An 18,263-nucleotide genomic window follows, 5' to 3' on the forward strand; every position below is an offset into this window, starting at 1 on the left:
CCCCCGGGATTCAGGCAGGACTGCGTCCTGCATCGCGATTGAAATCGCTCCTACGGGGAGAGCGGCTCCGGTTCCCCATCCCGCACCTCGGTGTCGCGAAACACCCCCAGCTCGGGATCGAAGGTGCGGATCAGCACCTGGGGTTTCTCGGTACTGACCCGGGGCAGCTGGGCATCGCGGAACTGGTGGTAGTCGGGCACCACCACGAATTGCTGCGGTGGCAGGTCGGCGAAGGGCCGGGGCGGTGGCGACACGTAGGTCTGCAGGGGCCCGCTGCGGTACTGGGTGGTGCCGAGGTAGGGCCCGAGCCCGTAGTAGGTATCGCCATAGCCGCTGGCGAAGGCGCCCGGCGCGGCCAGGCTGAGCAACAGGATTCCGAGGCGTGCCATGACGGCGCCCTCCAGGGTGAATCCCCCAAGGTCTTCAGTTATAGCACCGGGCTCCGCACCCGCCTCAGCGAGCGCGGTCCAATGCCTTGTCGACACCGATGAAGAGGTGATCCGCCATGTCCCGGCCTGCCCTGCTCCTTGCCGTGCTCGTCAGTACCCTGGCCTACCTGGGCCTGGCCATACTCGGCCTGGGCGGGTTCGCCCCCTTCTTCTCCCAGCCGGCGCTGCTGGCCCTGACCCTGGTGGTGTTCGCCCTGGCCCTGGTGGCGCCCTTCACCGCCGGCAACCTCAGCAGCGGTGTCCGCGAGGACCGCGACAACCGCTGGGTACTGGCGGCCTTCGGTATCCTCGGCCTGCTCAGCGCGTACCTGCCGGCCTGGGACGACCGCCACGATTTCTGGACCTTCGGCGGCGACGGCATGCGCTGGGCCGGCGTGCTGCTGTTCGCCCTCGGCGGCGCCCTGCGGATGTGGCCGGTCTTCGTGCTGGGCAACCGCTTCAGCGGCCTGGTGGCCATCCAGCCCGGCCACCGGCTGGTGACCGACGGTGTCTACAGCGTGATCCGCCATCCCAGCTACCTGGGCCTGATGGTCGCGTCCCTGGGCTGGGCCCTGGCCTTCCGTTCCGGCATCGGCCTGCTGCTGGTGGCCCTGACCCTGCCGCCACTGCTGGCGCGCATTCGCGCCGAGGAGCGGCTACTGCGCTCGGAGTTCGGCGCGCAATACGAGGCCTACTGCGCGCGCACCTCGCGGCTGCTCCCCGGCCTGTACTAGACCGTTGATCCCGGAAGCTCGAACCGCTGCCGGACCCGTGGAGTCAAAATCCCCGACACAAACCAAAGGCCCGACGCCAGCCTGTGGCATCCAGGGCCCGGAGGATTGCCGATGATCACGCACTACAGGATCGACGGGCATCTCGCCTGTGGCCGTCATGGCGACAACCTGCTCGCCACCAGCGAACTGGCACGGGTGAAGTGCCGCAACTGCCGCAACACCGATGTCTTCAAGGAAGCCCGCCGCGACTCCCGCAACGCCGCGCGCCGAGCAGCACGCCGGGCCAAGGCGTCGCGGGCAGCCAATGATTGGCGCTTGTCCTGGGAAGCCAGGCTCGCTGCCATGCCGGGGCGCCAGCGCCTGCCACGCGGTTTCGGCGACCAGCATTACGTCTGACCCGATTGCGCCCGCCGGCTCTGTCCCTCAGAGCCGGCGGCGCTCGGCGCTGATCTCCGGCAGGTCGGTGCGGCGCAGATAGACCAGCAGCGCATCGCAGAGGTTGAGGCGGTCGTTGATGTTCTGCTCCAGCAGGATCTGCAGGCATTCGCGGCTGAGGGTCATGACCTGGGCGTTCTTCACCACCCAGACGAACTCATTGGCCGGCGTGATGCTGTCGTCGGGCACATCCATGCCGAACGAATCCTCGCTGAAGCGCACGATGTACTTGCCCAGCTTGCGGTTGAAACCGACGAACCCCAGGAGGGCGTCGGCGGCCTTGCAGATATCGGTGGATGTGGTGCTCATGCATAACTTCCCAGTCTGGAGAGATACGGGTTGCGCACGCATGAAAGGCAGGAAGCTCCCACTCTGGCCGGTGGGTAGGCCGGCCATTCTGCCAGCCCAGGCCAGCGCCGGGGATAGCCCCCCGGGAGGCGCGTTGTCGCACCCCCGGCGTGGGTCATGGGGCTGCGCTGGCTGCCCTGAAAGAGCACGGGGCCGGTAAGCGGCCCCGGAGTGATGTCGGCTCAGTGCGCCGGCTGGACGATGGCGTTGCCCGGCAGCGCCGGCAGCCGCGCTAGGTGCAGGGCCACGGCCACCGCCAGCACCAGCAGGCCGCCGATGAACAGGCCCACGCCTTCCCAGCCATAGTAGTGCCAGGCCAGGCCACCGCCGGTGCCGGCCAGGCTGGAGCCCACGTAGTAGCAGAACAGGTACAGCGACGAGGCCTGGCCCTTGGCGCGCTGGGCGCGGCGGCCGATCCAGCTGCTGGCCACCGAGTGGGCGCCGAAGAAGCCGAAGGTGAAGATCGCCATGCCGGCCAGGATCAGCCCCAGGGGCTCGAACAGGGTCAGCAGCAGGCCGCCCAGCATCAGCGAGATGGCGGCCCAGAGCACCTTGCGCCGGCCCACCTTGTCCGCCAGGGAACCGACCCAGGCCGAGCTGTAGATGCCCGAGAGGTAGACCACCGACAGCACGCCCACCACCGACTGGGTCATCTGGTAGGGCGAGGCCAGCAGGCGGTAGCCGATGTAGTTGAACAGGGTGACGAAGGCGCCCATCAGCAGGAAGCCGGTGAGGAACAGCCAGGGCAGGCCGGCGTCACGGAAATGCATCTTGTAGCCGTCGACCAGGGTGGCGAGCTTCAGCGGCTGCGGGCGGAAGTGCTTCGATTCCGGCAACACCCGCCAGAACACCACGCCGGCCAGCAGCGCCAGGCCGCCGAGCACCGCCAGGGCGGCATGCCAGGAAATGAAGTCCACCATCACGCCGCTGATCAGGCGACCGCTCATGCCGCCAATCGCGTTGCCACCGATGTACAGGCCCATGGACAGCCCGAGGTGGTGCGGGTGGATCTCCTCGCTCAGGTAGGTCATGGCCACCGCGGCCAGCCCGCTGAGGGACAGGCCCACCAGGGCGCGCATCAGCAGCACGCCTTCCCAGGTCGGCATGGCCGCGCTGGCCAGTGTGAACAGTGCGGCGGCGATCAGCGATACCACCATCACCGGCTTGCGGCCGATGGCGTCGGACAGCGGGCCGGTCACCAGCAGGCCGAGGGCCAGCATGGCGGTGGACACCGACAGCGCCAGGCTGCTCTGGGTCGCGGTAATGGAGAAGGCCTTGGACAGCACCGGCATCATCGGCTGGATGCAGTACAGCAGGGCGAAGGTGGCGAAACCACCGGAGAACAGGGCGAGGGAGGTGCGGCGGAACTGCGCCGTGCCCTTGCGGATGTAGGTGGAGAGTTCGGCGTCGTTGGCGGCGGTGTCCGACAGGGCCAGGCCCACCTCGGGTTCCGCCGCGCTAAACGCGGGTTCGTCTGCGGATTGCTGTACTGCCTGGGATTTGCTCACGGGGGCACCTTCGGGCATTGGTGGCGAGCAGGCACAACGAGGCCGTGCCGCCTGAATCAGGGGCTGGAGAATTCGTTGTTGGGTTTATGGTGCGAAGCATATCGGCGGGTGTTTATTATCTCCAATATATTGTTCGACACGTTTGATACGTAAAAAATATCGATAGGTAATCCATGGAACTGAGACATCTGCGCTACTTCATCGCCGTCGCCGAGGAGCTGCATTTCGGCCGTGCCGCCGAACAGCTGGGCATCTCCCAGCCGCCCCTGAGCCAACAGATACAGGCCCTGGAAGAAGAAATCGGCGCACGCCTGCTGGAGCGCACCAACCGCCGGGTGGAACTGACCGAGGCCGGCCGCCGCTTTCTCGACGAAGCCCGGCAGGTGCTGGCCCAGGTGGACAAGGCGGTGCAACTGGCACGCCGCGCCCATCGGGGCGAACTGGGCTCGCTGAAGGTGGGCTTCACCTCCTCGGCGCCCTTCACCTCCACCATTCCCCGCAGCATCCACGCCTTCCGCCAGGCCTACCCCGACGTGCACCTGGAACTCACCGAGGGCAGCAGCGCGGAAACCGTCAAGGCGCTGCTGGAAGACAGCCTGCAAGTGGGGGTGATCCGTCCCCTGAGCCTGCCGGAGACGCTTGAGGCGGTTGAGCTGTTCCGCGAGCCCCTGGTGGCGGTGCTGCGCGCCGACCACCCGCTGGCCGAAGGCAGCGAGGACGGCATCGCCGTCGGCGCCCTGGCCGAGGAGCCCTTCGTGTTCTTCCCACGGACTTTCGGCACGGGCCTCTACGACCAGTTGCTGGCCCTCGCCCGCGAGGCCGGCTACACCCCGCGCATCGCCCAGGAAGCCAGCGAGGCCATGACCATCATCGGCCTGGTCTCGGCGGGGCTCGGGGTCTCGGTGTTGCCGGCGTCCTTCCGCCGCATGCGGGTGGACGGCGTGGTCTATCGCACCCTGCTGGACCCCGGCGCCACCACCGCGGTCTGGCTGGTACGCCGCCGCGACGAACGCTCGCCCCTGGCCCACGCCTTCATCGAGCTGGTGACCCGCGAAGCCGCCGCGATCCTCGAACGCCGGCCCCAGGTTGCCGGGGCGACACCGGCCGGTTGATGAAACAGTCCGATACACCTTGCCCGGGATCGCCGCCCGCGCTCGACGTTTTCTTCACATTCCTTTTGGCAGAGTCCGCCCGTTTCGACGGGCCTTTCCGGAACCGGTGTGCCATCTCGCGGTCTTCTTGCCTCCGGCATCGCCGACAACAAAGGTGCCGTCCCGTCTTGAGTACACCTATGGATGCTTGATCGCATGACTGCAACGGAACCCGTAACCACCCGGTCGCCCATCTCCCGGGCCTACACCCCGACCATCAGGAGCCACCTCGCCTTCACCCTGCTCAGCGCCCTCGCGCTGATGGTGATGTACAGCCTGCTGCGCCTGGCCATGCTGGTGTACAACAGCGACCAGATCGGCGACAGCCCGGCCTCGGTGTTCGTCGAGGCGTTCTTCAACGGCCTGCGCTTCGACCTGCGGGTGGTGGTGTTCGCCTGTGCGCCCCTGCTGCTCTGCCTGCTCAGCGTCCGCGCCATGGCCGCGCGGACCCTGCAACGCATCTGGCTGACGCTCTTCGCCAGCCTCACGCTGTTCCTCGGCATCAGCGAGCTGGACTTCTACCGCGAGTTCCACCAGCGCCTGAACAGCCTGGTCTTCCAGTACCTGCAGGAAGACCTGGGCACGGTCGCCAGCATGATCTGGAACGGCTTCCCGGTGGGCCGCTACCTGATCGCCTGGGCCCTGGCCACCGCCCTGCTCTACCTGCTGTTCCGCAGCCTCGACCTGCGCAGCCGCTCCCGCGCCATTGCCACGCAACCCGCCACGACGCGCCGCCATGCACCCTGGTTCGGTCGCCTGGCGGTCTTCATGGTCTGCCTGGTGGTGGCCGTGGTCGCCGCCCGTGGCCACCTGCGCCAGGGCCCGCCGCTGCGCTGGGGCGACGCCTTCACCACCGACTCCATGTTCGCCAACCAGCTCGGCCTGAACGGCACCCTGACCCTGGTGGACGCCGCCAAGAACAGCTTCTCGTCCCACCGCGACAACGCCTGGAAGGCCACCCTGCCCGAGGACGAGGCCCTGGCCGCCGTCCGCGAGATGCTGCTGACCCCCAACGACAAGCTGGTGGACGCCGACTCGGCCGCCATCCGCCGCGACTTCACGCCGCCGGCCGAAGGCACCCTGCCGATCCGCAACGTGGTGGTGATCCTCATGGAGAGCTTCGCCGGCCGCTATGTCGGCGCCATGGGCGACGGCAACGGCATCACCCCCTACTTCGACGCCCTGGCCAAGGAGGGTCTGCTGTTCGACCGCTTCTTCTCCAACGGCACCCACACCCACCAGGGCATGTTCGCCACCATGGCGTGCTTCCCCAACCTGCCGAGCTTCGAGTACCTGATGCGCACCCCCGAGGGCGCGCACAAGTTCTCCGGCCTGCCGCAGTTGCTCAGCGCCCGCGACTACAACGACCTCTACGTCTACAACGGCAACTTCCAGTGGGATAACCAGTCCGGCTTCTTCAGCAACCAGGGCATGACCCGCTTCATCGGCCGCGAGGACTTCGTCAACCCGGTGTTCATGGACAAGACCTGGGGCGTGTCCGACCAGGACATGTTCGACCGTGGTGCCGCCGAACTGGCCAAGATGCCCAGCGACAAGCCGTTCTACGCGCTGCTGCAGACCCTCTCCAACCACACGCCCTATGCCCTGCCGGCCGAACTGCCGGTGGAGAAGGTCACCGGCCACGGCGCCCATGACGAGCACCTGACCGCCATGCGCTACGCCGACTGGGCCCTCGGCCAGTTCTTCGAGAAGGCGCGCAAGGAGCCCTACTTCAAGGACACCCTGTTCGTGGTGGTGGGCGACCATGGTTTCGGCAGCGACAAGCAGCTCACCGAGATGGACCTGTTCCGCTTCAACGTGCCGCTGCTGCTGATCGGCCCCGGCCTGCAGGAGAAGTTCGGCGCCCTCAACCACAGCGTCGGCACCCAGATCGACGTGGTGCCCACCATCATGGGCCGCCTCGGCGGCGACGTCCGCCACCAGTGCTGGGGCCGCGACCTGCTGAACCTGCCGGAAGGCGATCCGGGCATCGGCGTGATCAAGCCGTCCGGTAGCGACCAGACCGTGGCCATCGTCAGCGCCGACCGCATCCTGGTGCAGCCCAAGGACTTCCCGGCGCGCCTCTACCAGTACCAGCTGGGTGCCGACGCCAAGGTCGAGCGCATCCCCGGCGACAGCGACCCGCGCCTGCACAAGTACCTGGAAGCCTTCCTCCAGACCGCCACCGGTAGCCTGCTGAACAACACCACGGGCGTCGAAGACGCCAAGCAGCACCAGTGATGAGGTAGGAGCGAATTCATTCGCGAAACGGACCCACGGGCCTCACGGCCCTTCGCGATTGAAATCGCTCCTACATCCAGCCGGCCGTGCCAGATGACGCACCGAGCCCGATCTCAGCCTGCGGGCAGGCGAGTCGGCGCACCCTACCCGTGCCACCGCTTGACACCATCGCCCGAAACCAACAAATTACGCAAAGTGTAAATTGATTACGAAAATAACAATGCCGGCATCCGCTTCTCGCGGAACGCCTGCCACCGAGCGATTGCCATGGACCTCTACACCTATTACCGCTCCACCTCCTCCTACCGGGTGCGTATCGCCCTGGCGCTGAAGGGGCTGGACGTCCGGCACATCCCGGTGAACCTGCTCAAGGACGGCGGCCAGCAGCACAAGGCCGACTACAAGGCGCTCAACCCCCAGGGCCGCGTCCCCAGCCTGCGTCTGGACGACGGCCAGGTGCTGACCCAGTCCCCCGCCATCATCGAATACCTCGAAGAACGTTTCCCGGAACCGGCGCTCCTGCCCCCGGACCTGGAAGCCCGCGCCCGCCAGCGCGCGGTGGCGGCGGTGATCGGTTGCGATATCCACCCGCTGCACAACGTCGCCGTGCTCAACCGCCTGCGCGGCCTGGCAGTCGAGGAAGCACAGGTGATGGCCTGGATTCGTCACTGGATAGCGGAAGGCTTCAATGCGGTCGAAACCCTCATAGGCGATGAAGGTTTCTGCTTCGGCGACGTGGGCCTTGCCGACGTCTACCTGCTACCGCAGGTCTATGCCGCACGCCGCTTCGAACTGGACCTGTCACACTATCCGAAGATCGCCCGGGTCGAACGCCTCGCCCTCGAGCATCCGGCCTTCATCCAGGCGCACCCCGACCAGCAAGCCGACAAACCGGCCTGAGGCAACGCCCATGAAAAGCCTCGGATTCAAAGTCACCATCGGCGACCACCTCGCCCGCAGCGTGCGCGGCATCTCCTGCGCGCCCCCCTTCGCCACCTCGCATTGACCTATAACTTCCATTACATGCTTGAGGTGCCGAAAAATGGCTGACATCTTTGAAAACCCCATGGGCCTGATGGGCTTCGAATTCATCGAGTTCGCGTCCCCCACCCCGAACACCCTGGAACCCATCTTCGCCATGATGGGCTTCACCAAGGTCGCGACCCACCGCTCCAAGGACGTGCACCTGTATCGCCAGGGCGGGATCAACCTGATCCTCAACAACGAACCCAAGAGCCTGGCCGCCTACTTCGCCGCCGAGCACGGCCCGTCCGTCTGCGGCATGGCCTTCCGCGTGAAGAACGCCCACCAGGCCTACGCCCGCGCCCTGGAACTGGGCGCCCAGCCCATCGAGATCCCCACCGGGCCGATGGAACTGCGCCTGCCGGCGATCAAGGGCATCGGCGGTGCGCCGCTGTACCTGATCGACCGTTTCGGCGAAGGCTCGTCGATCTATGACATCGACTTCGAATTCATCGAAGGCGTGGACCGCCACCCGAAAGGCGCCGGCCTCAAGCTCATCGACCACCTGACCCACAACGTCTACCGGGGCCGCATGGCCTACTGGGCGGACTTCTACGAGAAGCTGTTCAACTTCCGCGAGATCCGTTACTTCGACATCAAGGGCGAGTACACCGGCCTGACCTCCAAGGCCATGACCGCCCCGGACGGCATGATCCGCATCCCGCTCAACGAAGAGTCTTCCAAGGGCGCCGGGCAGATCGAAGAATTCCTCATGCAGTTCAACGGCGAAGGCATCCAGCACGTAGCCTTCTTCACCGACGACCTGCTCCAGACCTGGGACCAGCTCAAAGGCCTGGGCATGCGCTTCATGACCGCGCCGCCGGCCACCTACTACGAGATGCTCCAGGGCCGCCTGGGCGACCACGGCGAGCCGGAAGGCGAACTGCAGGCGCGCGGCATCCTGCTGGACGGCACCACCGAAGGCGGCAACAAGCGCCTGCTGCTGCAGATCTTCTCGGAAACCCTGATGGGCCCGGTGTTCTTCGAGTTCATCCAGCGCAAGGGCGACGACGGCTTCGGCGAAGGCAACTTCAAGGCCCTGTTCGAATCCATCGAGCGCGACCAGATCCGCCGTGGCGTACTGAGCACCGAATAAGCGGCAGCGTCCATGGAAAGCCCGGCAATCGCCGGGCTTTCTTTTCGGTGGGACGTGGACTGCCACGAGGATCGGACTGGCGTTGGCCGGGCCTCTGCCTGCTGAAGCCCCCTCTCCCCCGCCCCTTTCCCGCTGGCCGAGGGGCTCGCACCGGCAGGCGCGGCGTCGGCTTCGCGGCTTCGTATCAGGCCCGAGCGGGCATCCATAGCGGATGGGTCGGCCGCGTTCCGCTGAGCGAAGCGATACCCATGATGATGGAGCTGACGGGTATCGCAATCGCGACGGGACGCCGTCCGGCTTCCAGCCCCAACGTGCAGGCAAAAAAAAGCTGCCATCGCCGGCAGCTTCAGTTTGCACCCTGGCACTTCCTGTGCCCTTTCTGATCCTGCCTTGGATGATGCCCGCCGCAGATGACCGGCCCATGACCGGATCACTGCAACTCGATGTCAGTCGCCCTCCTCGTCCAGGGCATCCAGGGACACCCGCTGGCGGTGCTCGGCCATCGAGACGGACCAGCCCAGCTCGTGGTGGATGCGCCGGCGCAGGCAGTCGGCGGCGTCAGGTTCGCCGTGCACCACGAAGGTGTGCTTCGGCACCCGGGTGAATGGCCGCAGCCAGGCGAGTATCTCGTCGGCGTCGGCATGGGCCGAGAGGTTCTCCAGGCTCACCACCTCGGCGCGGATGGGGATGTCCTCGCCGTGGATGCGCACCGAGTCGGCCCCAGAGGCGATCAACGCCCCCCGGGTACCACCGGCCTGGAAGCCCGACAGCAGGATAGTGTTGCGCGCGTTGGGCGCCAGACCCTTGAGGTGGTGCAGTACCCGACCGCCGGTGGCCATGCCGCTGCCGGCGATGATCACCGCCGGACTGCGCATCTGCTCCAGGCGCCTGGACTCGTCCACGGTGCGCACGAAGCGCGCCACCCGGCACATGCCCTGGCAGTCCTCGCGGTTGAGGCGGTGTTCGCTCTGGAAGCGCTGGTAGAGGGTGGTCACGTCGGTGGCCATGGGGCTGTTCAGGTAGATCGGCAGGTCCGGGATCATCCCCTCCCGCTTGAGCTGGTAGAGCAGGTACATCAGCAACTGCGCCCGGCCCACGGCGAAGGACGGCACCACCACCACGCCCTGGCGCAGGGCCGTGCGCTTGATCACCTCGGCCAACACCTGGCGGGTGTCGTCGTGGGGGTGCCGGCGATTACCGTAGGTGGACTCCACCACCAGCACATCGGCGCCCTCGACCGCCTCGGGCGCCACCATCAGCGGGTCGTCCGGGCGGCCCAGGTCGCCGGAGAAGAGGATGCGCCGCCCACCGGCCATCAACTCCACCATGGCGGCGCCGAGGATGTGCCCCGCCGGCCGCAGCCGCAGGCGGATACCCGTGGCGATGTCGGCTTCGTGGCCCGGGGCGAAGGGGCGCAACTGCCTGAATACGCGTTCGGCGTCGGCCTCGGTGTACAAGGGCTTGGCCGGATGGTGCCGGGAATAGCCCCGGCGGTTGGCGTACTCGGCCTCCTCTTCCTGCAGGCGGGCGCTATCGCGCAGGAGGATTTCCACCAGCTCGCAGGTGGCCTCGGTGGCGTAGATGGGGCCGCCGAATCCATCGCGCACCAGCGCGGGCAGGTAGCCGCTGTGATCCAGGTGGGCGTGGGTGAGTACCACCGCATCGACGCGTTGCGGGCGCACCGGGAAGCGCTCCCAGTTGCGCAGGCGCAGCGCCTTGTAGCCCTGGAACAGGCCGCAGTCCACCAGCACCCGCTGACCGTCGTGCTCCAGCAGGTACTTGCTGCCGGTCACGGTACCGGCGCCGCCGAGAAAGCTGATATGGGTACCCATCCGGATAGTCGTCCTTCAGATAATTCCTATGGAGAACTCTAGCCAGCGATACGAGGGCGCGACCTTGTCCTGGGTCAAGCCGGCCGACGACCGGCAGATACCCCGCGCGATCTTCAGGGTCCCTTAAGACTCGCCGAAGATACTGCCCCCCATACGCCACGCGCCTGGAGGGCACCGATGGACAGCGCCGAGTGGAACGCCCTGTTCCCTTTCAGTTTCGGTCACACGTCACAACAACACTACTTGTCCCTGCAGACGGCCGGCGACATCGGCCGCCACCCGGTCGAGGACTTCATCCACCGTCGCTTCCTCAGCGCCCACGGTGCCGACATCCGCCATTTCATGCCGGAGCTGCTGGCCATGCGCAACCACCACGGCGCCCTCAGCGCCGCGGCCGGCATCCGCCTCGGCAACGATGGGCCACTGTTCCTCGAACAGTACCTGGAGCGGCCGGCGGACAGCCTGATCGCCGACCACGCCGGCGTTCCCGTGGCACGCCAGCAGGTGGTGGAGGTGGGCAACCTGGCCTCGATCAACGTCGGCAATGCGCGCCTGATCATTGTCGCCGTGACCTGGTTGCTGAACCTGCGCGGCCTGGAGTGGGTGGTGTTCACCGGCGCGCCGAGCCTGATCAACAGTTTCCGCCGCCTCGGCCTGGAACCCCTGCTGCTGGGCGAGGCCGACCCCAACCGCCTGGGCGCCGACAGCGAGCAATGGGGCACCTACTACGAGCAGAAACCTCGGGTGTTCACCGGCAATATCCACCTGGGCTTCCTGCAGTTGCGGGACAGTGGAATCCTGGGCCGCCTGGGCTTTCCCGAGCTGGAAGGACCTGCCCACCATGCGGCCTGACGACCTGCGCGAGGTCCTGCGCCAACATGCCGGACGCCTGCCCCAGCCCCTGGCCTTGCGCGGCGACACCCGCCGCTACACCTACGCCCAGCTGCTGGCGGAGGTGGAACGCCGCGAAACCCTCCTGCGCACCGAAGCGCCGGGGGTGTTCGCCCTCGGCCTGGACAACGGTCCCGAGGCGCTGCTCTGGGACCTGGCCGCGCTGCTCAGCGACCGCCCCTGCCTGACTCTGCCGCCCTTCTTCAGCCCCAGCCAGCGAGCCCATTGCCTGGAGCAGTGCCAGGTCACCCTGGCGGTGGCCGAAGGCGAAGTCGCCGGCGAGCTGGAGAGCGCCGGCTTCCAGTTCGACGGCCTGTTCTGGCGCAAGCCGGGCAACGGCCGCGCGGCCCTGCCCTTTGGTACCGCCAAGGTCACCTACACCTCGGGCACCACCGGCCAGCCGAAGGGCGTCTGCCTGGGCGCGCCGGCCCTGCTGCGGGTCGCCCAGGAGCTGGAAATCGTCAGCCGCGCCACGGCACCGACCCATTACCTGGCGGTGCTGCCCCTGGCCGTGCTGCTGGAGAACCTCGGCGTCTACGCCGCGCTGCTGGCGGGCGCCTGCGTCACCCTGCTGCCACAGCGGCAGCTGGGCATCCAGGGCGCCAGCGGGGTGGATTGGCCGAAGCTGCTCGCCACCCTGATCCTCAGTGGCGCCCAGAGCCTGATCCTGGTACCGCAACTGCTGCTGGGCCTGGTCACCGCCATCGAACGCGGCCACCTCGGCGCCGCGCAATTCCGCTTCGTCGCCGTTGGTGGCGCACGGGTTTCCAAGGACCTGCTGGACCGGGCGGCACGGGTCGGGCTGCCGGTGTACGAAGGCTATGGTCTTTCCGAATGCGCCTCGGTGGTCTGCCTCAATCGCCCCGGCGCCAATCGTCCCGGCAGTGTCGGCCCGGCCCTGCCCCACGTCAGGCTGCGCCTGGCGGCGGACGGTGAAGTCGAGGTCAGCGGCTGCGCCCTGCTCGGTTACCTGGGCGAGGCGCCTTTCGAAGGCCAATGGTGGCCCACCGGCGACCTGGGCGATTTCGACGCCGACGGCTACCTGTACCTCAAGGGCCGCAAGAAACACCAGTTCATCACCAGCTTCGGCCGCAATCTGAACCCCGACTGGATCGAGGCCGAACTCACCCAGGGCGGCGTGATCGCCCAGGCCTTCGTCCATGGCGAGGGCCTGCCCGGCAACCTCGCCCTGCTCTGGCCGATCAACCCGCACTGCGACCGGCAGACCCTGGTCGACGCCGTCGCCAAGGCCAACGCCGCACTCCCCGACTACGCGCGAATCAGCGCCTGGCGCCGCCTGGAAGCACCCCTCACGGCCGCCGACGGGCTACTCACCAGCAATGGCCGCCCACGCCGCGAGGCGATCCTCGCGCGCTACCGAACCACCCTGCTTGAACTCGACAACGAGGTACGCCAATGAGTTTCTTCGACCAGCTACAAGAAGCCACCGCCGCCGAGCGCGAGGCGCTGTTCAGCGTTCCGGTGATCCGCGAGGCCCTGGCCGGCCAGGTCAGCCTGGAGGGCTACCGCGCCTTCCTCGGCCAGGCCTACCACCACGTGCGCCACACCGTGCCGCTGATGATGGCCTGTGGTGCGCGCCTGCCCTCGCGCCTGGAATGGCTGCGCGGTGCGGTGTGCGAGTACATCGACGAGGAGTACGGCCACGAGCGCTGGATTCTCGACGACATCAGGGCCTGCGGCGGTGACGCCGAAGCCGCCCGGCTGAGCCGCCCATCCCAGGCCATCGAACTGATGGTGGCCTACCTCTACGACCTGATCGCCCGGGGCAACCCGGTGGGCCTGTTCGGCATGGTCAACGTGCTGGAAGGCACCAGCATCGCTCTGGCCACCCAGGCCGCCGGCACCATCCGCGAAAGCCTCGACCTGCCGGCGGAGGCCTTCAGCTACCTGGCCTCCCACGGCGCCCTCGACCAGGATCACATGGTCACCTATCGCCGCCTGATGGACCGCCTGGAGGACGAGGACGACCAGCAGGCGGTGATCCACGCCGCCAAGGTGGTCTACCGCCTCTACGCCGAAATGTTCCGCGGCCTGCCCCGCGCCACCGAGGTGAGTCATGCGTCTCAATGAGTGTCGCGTGCTGCTCACCGGCGCCAGCGGCGGCATCGGCCTGGCCCTGGCGGTACAGCTCTGCGCCCGGGGGGCCCAGGTGCTGGCGGTGAGCCGCCAGCCGGAACCCCTGGCGGCCCTGCGCCAGCGCTACCCGCAGCTGCTGACCTGGACCGGTGCCGACCTGCGCCAACCCCAGGGCAGGGCGAGGGCACTGGAGGCCGCGCGGGGCATGGGCGGCGTCAACGTCCTGGTGAACGCCGCCGGGGTCAACCGCTTCGCCCTGCTGGAGCAGGTGGACGACGAGCAGATCGAAGACATGCTGGAACTCAACGTCACCGCCACGCTGAAGCTGACCCGCGCCCTGCTGCCGCTGCTGCGTCAGCAGAGCCACGCCCTGGTGGTCAACGTCGGTTCCATCTACGGCTCCATCGGCTACCCCGGCTACGCCGTCTACTGCGCCAGCAAGTTCGCCCTGCGCGGCTTCTCCGAAGCCTTGCGCCGGGAGCTGGCGGACACCCCGGTGAACGTGCTCTACGTCGCCCCCCGCGCCACCCGCACGGCCATGAACAGCCAAGCCGCCATGGACCTGAACGCCGAACTCAAGGTGGGGGTGGACGAACCCGAGCAAGTGGCCCGGGCGGTGATCGCCGCCATCGAAAAGGACCTCAGCGAACTCTACCTCGGCTGGCCGGAGAAATTCTTCGTCCGCCTCAACGGCATGCTGCCGGGCCTCGTCGACCGCGCCCTGCACAAGCAACTGCCGATCATCCGGCGCTTCAGCACCAGCCACCACGGCAAGGACCACCCATGATCAACAAGTTCCTCTGCGCCTTCGCGCTGTTCCTGACCTTCTGCATCCCGGCCTGGGCCCTGGACGACGGCGGCCAGCAGAAACTGGCCGCCATCCAGCAGCGCTGGGCCGAGATCCAGTACCAGCTTCCGGAGAAACAGCGCGCCGCCGAGTTCGAGAAGCTCGCCGCCCAGAGCGGCGCCTTCACCCGCGCCGCGCCCCAGGCCGCCGAGGCCTGGATCTGGCACGGCATCGTCACCAGCAGTTGGGCCGGCGCCGAAGGCGGCCTGGGCGCCCTGGGCAAGGTCAAGGACGCCCGCGCCGCCCTGGAGCGCGCCCTCCAGCTCGACCCGCAGGCCCTGCAGGGCTCGGCCTACACCAGCCTTGGCGCGCTCTACGACCGGGTGCCCGGCTGGCCGGTCAGCTTCGGCGACGAAGACAAAGCCGATCAGTTGCTGCGCAAGGCCCTGAAGATCAACCCGACGGGCATCGACAGCCTGTACTTCTGGGGCGACCACCTGTATCGCCAGGGCCACCCCGAGCAGGCCCGCGAGGCCCTGCTGAAAGCCAAGGAGGCGGCCCCGCGACCGGGCCGCGAGCTGGCCGACCAGGGCCGGCGCAAGGAAATCGATGCTTTACTGCTGGAAATCCAACCGCAGTAAGGACATCCATGCGCCTGCTCCTCGTTGAAGACGACAATGCCCTGGGGGCCGGCGTACGCGCCGGCCTGCGCCAGGAGGGCTACACCATCGACTGGCTGACCGATGGCGCCAGCGCCCTGCATGCCTTGCAGAACGAAACCTTCGACCTGGCCATCCTCGACCTCGGCCTGCCGCGCCTGGACGGGGTCCAGGTGTTGCAGCGGCTGCGCGCCGGCGGCGCCACCCTGCCGGTGCTGGTACTCACCGCCCGCGACGCCCTCGAAGACCGCATCATCGGCCTGGACGCCGGCGCCGACGACTATCTGGTCAAGCCCTTCGACCTCACCGAGCTCAAGGCCCGCCTGCGCGCCCTGCTGCGCCGCAGCGCTGGCCGAGCCCAGATGCTGATCGAGCACGCCGGGGTGGTGCTCGACCCGGCCAGCCAGCAGGTCAGCTACCAGGGCCAACCGGTGCCACTGACTCCCAAGGAATACCAGCTGCTCCACGAACTGCTCTCCCAGCCAGGCAAGGTACTCACCCGCGAACGCCTGGTGCAGACGCTCTACGGCTGGGACGAGGAAGCCGAGAGCAACACCCTCGAAGTGCATATCCACCACCTGCGCAAGAAGCTCTCCAGCGACCTCATCCGCACCGTGCGGGGCATTGGCTACCTGGTGGATGCTCGCCCATGAGTTCCCTGCGCCGCCGCACCCTCTGGCTGGTGATGGTCCTGCTGCTGCTCGGCACCCTGCTCATCGCCTTTCTCAACTACCGCGACAGCAGCCACGAGGTGGAAGAGGTCTACGACGCCCACCTGGCCCAGAACGCGCGCCTGCTGCAGGGGGTGATGCGCATGTCGCCGGCCAGCGCCGAGCGCGACGGTCTCTACCGTGCCTTCAACCAGGCGCTCAGCAGTGCCGAGCCCCGCAGGGTAGGCCACCCCTACGAAAGCAAGCTGGCCTTCCAGGTCTGGAGCAAGGACGGCCGAAGCCTGGTGCAATCCCCCAGCGCGCCGCCGTTCGACCACGCGCCGGTGCGTATCGGGTTCCACAACATCCTGATAGAGGGCCGCAACTGGCGGGGCTTCACCCTGCCGGACGATGACCAGGGCCTGCTGATCTGGGTGGGCGAACGCGACGATGTGCGCCAGGACCTGGTACAGCGCATCGTCCGCCACACCCTGTGGCCGAACCTGGTGGGCATCCCCATCCTCGCCACCCTGGTCTGGCTGGCCATCGGCTGGGGCCTGCGCCCGCTGCAGAACATGGCGCGGCTGATCCGCAGTCGCCATGCCGAATCCCTGGCGCCGCTGCAGATCATGCCGTTGCCGAAGGAGCTGGAGCCCATGCAGGCGGCGATCAACCGCCTGCTGGCGCAGATCGAGCAGATGCTCCAGCGTGAACGGCGCTTCATCGGCGACGCCGCCCACGAGATGCGCACCCCGCTGGCGGTGCTGCGCCTGCACGCGCAGAACGCCCTGGAAGCCAACAGCGACGAGCAACGGGCAGAAGCCCTGGGCTTTCTCACCGTCGGCGTCGACCGGCTGACCCGGGTGGTCAACCAGTTGCTCACCATGGCGCGCATGGAGCCGGCGCTGGCCCACGAGGACTGGCAGCCCCTGGACCTGGAGCGCCTGGTCCGCGAACACCTGGCCGAGCTGACGCCCCTGCTGCTGGACAAGGGCGTGGAGCTGGCGCTGGAGGTGGCCCAAGGCGACTACCGGCTCGACAGCAATGCCGCCGCCATCGGCATCGCCCTGCAGAACCTGGTGACCAACGCCACCACCTTCTCCCCGCCCGGCGGCGAGGTGAAGGTCAGCCTGCTCGGCGAAGGCGCGGAAGTCCTGCTGCGGGTGGAGGACCAGGGCCCGGGCATCGGGGAAGCCGAGCTGGAGCGTCTGTTCGAGCGTTTCTACAGCCAGGGCAACCCCCAGGGCGCTGGGCTCGGCCTGGCCATCGTGCAGATGATCGCCACCCGCCTGGGCGGCGGCATCGCCCTGTACAACCGCGAAGGCGGCGGGCTCTGCGCCGAGCTGAAACTGCCCCGACGCGCCCCCACCTGAGCCCGGGACGACACCTGCACGCGGGTTCCCCGGCGTGTGCCGGCACGGCTAGGCTGCTACCTTCTCAAGCCACTCTCGACATTGGACGGTGATCGTGGACAGGTTCCAGGAGATGAAGGTGCTGCTGGCCGTGGCCGAGGCGGAAAGCTTCGCCGGCGGGGCGAAACTGATGGGCATGTCGCCGCCGAGCGTGACCCGCGTGATCGCGGGCCTGGAGCAGCGCCTGGGTACCCTGCTGCTGGCACGCAGCACACGCAGCCTGCGGCTCACCGAAGCGGGTCAGCGCTACGTGGAGGACTGCCGGCGCATCCTGCTGGACCTGGAGGAAGCGGAAGAACTGGCGGCCGGCAGCAGCATCCGTCCACGGGGCAACCTGACGGTGACCGCCCCGGTGATGTTCGGCGAGCTGTTCCTGATCCCGCTGATCACCGCCTACCTCGCCGAGCATCCGGAGGTTGCGGTCAACGCGCTGCTGGTGGATCGCCTGGTGAACATCATCGACGAAGGCGTGGACATTGCCGTGCGCATCGGCCAGTTGCCGGAAACCGGCCTCCAGGCGCTGAAGGTGGGGCAGATCCGCCCGGTGATCTGCGCCGCACCAGCCTACCTCGACCAGGTCGGTCGCCCCCAACACCCAGAGGACCTGCGGGACGCGCCGGTGGTGATGTCCTCCGCCAGCAGCCTGCTCACCGACTGGCAGTTCGTAGTTCCCGACGGCGCCCTCACCCTGCGTCCCCAACCCCGGCTGCTGGTCAGCTCCAACCAGGCGGCGATCAATGCCGCGCGCCTGGGCTGGGGCTATACGCGGGTCCTTTCCTACCAGGTCGCCGAGTCCGTGGCCAAGGGCGAGCTGGAGATAGTCCTGGAGGCCTTCGGTACCACGCCGCTGCCGGTGCATATCCTCTACCAGGGCGGCAGGCGGGTCCCCGCCAAGGTGCGCACCTTCGTCGATTTCTGCGCCGCGCGCTTCCTCGCCGACCCGGCGCTGCACGCCGCCGGGCGGCCCTAGC

18 protein-coding genes are annotated in these 18,263 nt (G+C 67.8%); 14 read left to right on the forward strand and 4 right to left on the reverse strand.

Going from position 1 to position 18,263, the window contains the following annotated elements; translation table 11 throughout:
• Positions 1 to 50: 50 nt before the first annotated feature.
• Positions 51 to 389 (reverse strand): hypothetical protein, encoded by a 339-nt coding sequence (locus tag PCA10_RS20360; protein ID WP_016493965.1) that lies wholly within the window; start codon positions 387 to 389, stop codon positions 51 to 53.
• A gap of 116 nt (positions 390 to 505) precedes the next feature.
• On the opposite strand from PCA10_RS20360, the gene PCA10_RS20365 reads away from it, so the two are divergent.
• Positions 506 to 1,162 (forward strand): methyltransferase family protein, encoded by a 657-nt coding sequence (locus tag PCA10_RS20365; RefSeq protein ID WP_016493966.1) that lies wholly within the window; start codon positions 506 to 508, stop codon positions 1,160 to 1,162.
• A 111-nt stretch (positions 1,163 to 1,273) separates the two neighbouring features.
• Positions 1,274 to 1,558, forward strand: coding sequence for a hypothetical protein (locus PCA10_RS20370; protein ID WP_016493967.1), 285 nt, complete (start codon positions 1,274 to 1,276; stop codon positions 1,556 to 1,558).
• Between the two features lie 27 nt (positions 1,559 to 1,585).
• Here PCA10_RS20370 and PCA10_RS20375 read toward each other — a convergent pair whose 3' ends face one another.
• Both PCA10_RS20375 and PCA10_RS20380 read right to left on the reverse strand, forming a co-directional pair.
• Positions 1,586 to 1,906, reverse strand: a complete 321-nt coding sequence (locus PCA10_RS20375; RefSeq protein WP_016493968.1) for a DUF2025 family protein — start codon at positions 1,904 to 1,906, stop codon at positions 1,586 to 1,588.
• A 221-nt stretch (positions 1,907 to 2,127) separates the two neighbouring features.
• The gene (locus PCA10_RS20380) at positions 2,128 to 3,471 is read right to left on the reverse strand and encodes an MFS transporter (RefSeq protein WP_016493969.1); all 1,344 of its coding nucleotides are present in this window, start codon (positions 3,469 to 3,471) and stop codon (positions 2,128 to 2,130) included.
• A gap of 155 nt (positions 3,472 to 3,626) precedes the next feature.
• Between PCA10_RS20380 and PCA10_RS20385 the strand changes: the two genes are divergently transcribed.
• The 4 genes from PCA10_RS20385 (at position 3,627) to hppD (ending at position 8,964) form a co-directional block, all read left to right on the forward strand.
• Positions 3,627 to 4,565 (forward strand): LysR family transcriptional regulator, encoded by a 939-nt coding sequence (locus PCA10_RS20385; RefSeq protein ID WP_016493970.1) that lies wholly within the window; start codon positions 3,627 to 3,629, stop codon positions 4,563 to 4,565.
• A gap of 195 nt (positions 4,566 to 4,760) precedes the next feature.
• Positions 4,761 to 6,845, forward strand: coding sequence for an LTA synthase family protein (locus tag PCA10_RS20390; RefSeq protein ID WP_016493971.1), 2,085 nt, complete (start codon positions 4,761 to 4,763; stop codon positions 6,843 to 6,845).
• Positions 6,846 to 7,112: 267 nt separating this feature from the next.
• Entirely contained in the window at positions 7,113 to 7,745 is a 633-nt protein-coding gene (gene maiA, locus PCA10_RS20395) for a maleylacetoacetate isomerase (RefSeq protein ID WP_016493972.1), read from the forward strand.
• A 142-nt stretch (positions 7,746 to 7,887) separates the two neighbouring features.
• Positions 7,888 to 8,964, forward strand: a complete 1,077-nt coding sequence (gene hppD, locus PCA10_RS20400) for a 4-hydroxyphenylpyruvate dioxygenase (RefSeq protein WP_016493973.1) — start codon at positions 7,888 to 7,890, stop codon at positions 8,962 to 8,964.
• A 446-nt stretch (positions 8,965 to 9,410) separates the two neighbouring features.
• Here the strand turns inward: hppD and PCA10_RS20405 are convergent, their stop codons facing one another.
• A complete protein-coding gene (locus PCA10_RS20405) occupies positions 9,411 to 10,796 on the reverse strand; it encodes an MBL fold metallo-hydrolase (RefSeq protein ID WP_016493974.1) in 1,386 nt (461 codons plus the stop codon).
• A gap of 177 nt (positions 10,797 to 10,973) precedes the next feature.
• Between PCA10_RS20405 and PCA10_RS20410 the strand changes: the two genes are divergently transcribed.
• The 8 genes from PCA10_RS20410 (at position 10,974) to PCA10_RS20445 (ending at position 18,262) form a co-directional block, all read left to right on the forward strand.
• Positions 10,974 to 11,648 carry a thermostable hemolysin gene (locus tag PCA10_RS20410; protein WP_016493975.1) on the forward strand — a complete coding sequence of 225 codons (675 nt, stop codon included), beginning with the start codon at positions 10,974 to 10,976 and terminating at the stop codon, positions 11,646 to 11,648.
• Entirely contained in the window at positions 11,638 to 13,107 is a 1,470-nt protein-coding gene (locus PCA10_RS20415; protein ID WP_016493976.1) for an AMP-binding protein, read from the forward strand. The genes PCA10_RS20410 and PCA10_RS20415 overlap by 11 nt, the downstream gene beginning before the upstream one ends.
• The gene (locus PCA10_RS20420; RefSeq protein WP_016493977.1) at positions 13,104 to 13,778 is read left to right on the forward strand and encodes a TenA family transcriptional regulator; all 675 of its coding nucleotides are present in this window, start codon (positions 13,104 to 13,106) and stop codon (positions 13,776 to 13,778) included. The genes PCA10_RS20415 and PCA10_RS20420 overlap by 4 nt, the downstream gene beginning before the upstream one ends.
• Positions 13,765 to 14,571, forward strand: a complete 807-nt coding sequence (locus PCA10_RS20425) for an SDR family oxidoreductase (protein ID WP_016493978.1) — start codon at positions 13,765 to 13,767, stop codon at positions 14,569 to 14,571. Before PCA10_RS20420 ends, PCA10_RS20425 begins: the two co-directional genes overlap by 14 nt.
• Positions 14,568 to 15,212, forward strand: coding sequence for a tetratricopeptide repeat protein (locus tag PCA10_RS20430; protein WP_016493979.1), 645 nt, complete (start codon positions 14,568 to 14,570; stop codon positions 15,210 to 15,212). Before PCA10_RS20425 ends, PCA10_RS20430 begins: the two co-directional genes overlap by 4 nt.
• Positions 15,213 to 15,220: 8 nt before the next feature.
• Entirely contained in the window at positions 15,221 to 15,883 is a 663-nt protein-coding gene (locus PCA10_RS20435; protein WP_016493980.1) for a response regulator, read from the forward strand.
• Positions 15,880 to 17,253 carry an ATP-binding protein gene (locus PCA10_RS20440; RefSeq protein WP_016493981.1) on the forward strand — a complete coding sequence of 458 codons (1,374 nt, stop codon included), beginning with the start codon at positions 15,880 to 15,882 and terminating at the stop codon, positions 17,251 to 17,253. Before PCA10_RS20435 ends, PCA10_RS20440 begins: the two co-directional genes overlap by 4 nt.
• 94 nt (positions 17,254 to 17,347) lie before the next feature.
• Positions 17,348 to 18,262 carry a LysR family transcriptional regulator gene (locus PCA10_RS20445; RefSeq protein ID WP_041770881.1) on the forward strand — a complete coding sequence of 305 codons (915 nt, stop codon included), beginning with the start codon at positions 17,348 to 17,350 and terminating at the stop codon, positions 18,260 to 18,262.
• Position 18,263 lies beyond the last annotated feature (1 nt).

Source organism: Pseudomonas resinovorans NBRC 106553, from assembly GCF_000412695.1.
GTDB classification, from domain to species: Bacteria; Pseudomonadota; Gammaproteobacteria; order Pseudomonadales; family Pseudomonadaceae; genus Metapseudomonas; species Metapseudomonas resinovorans_A.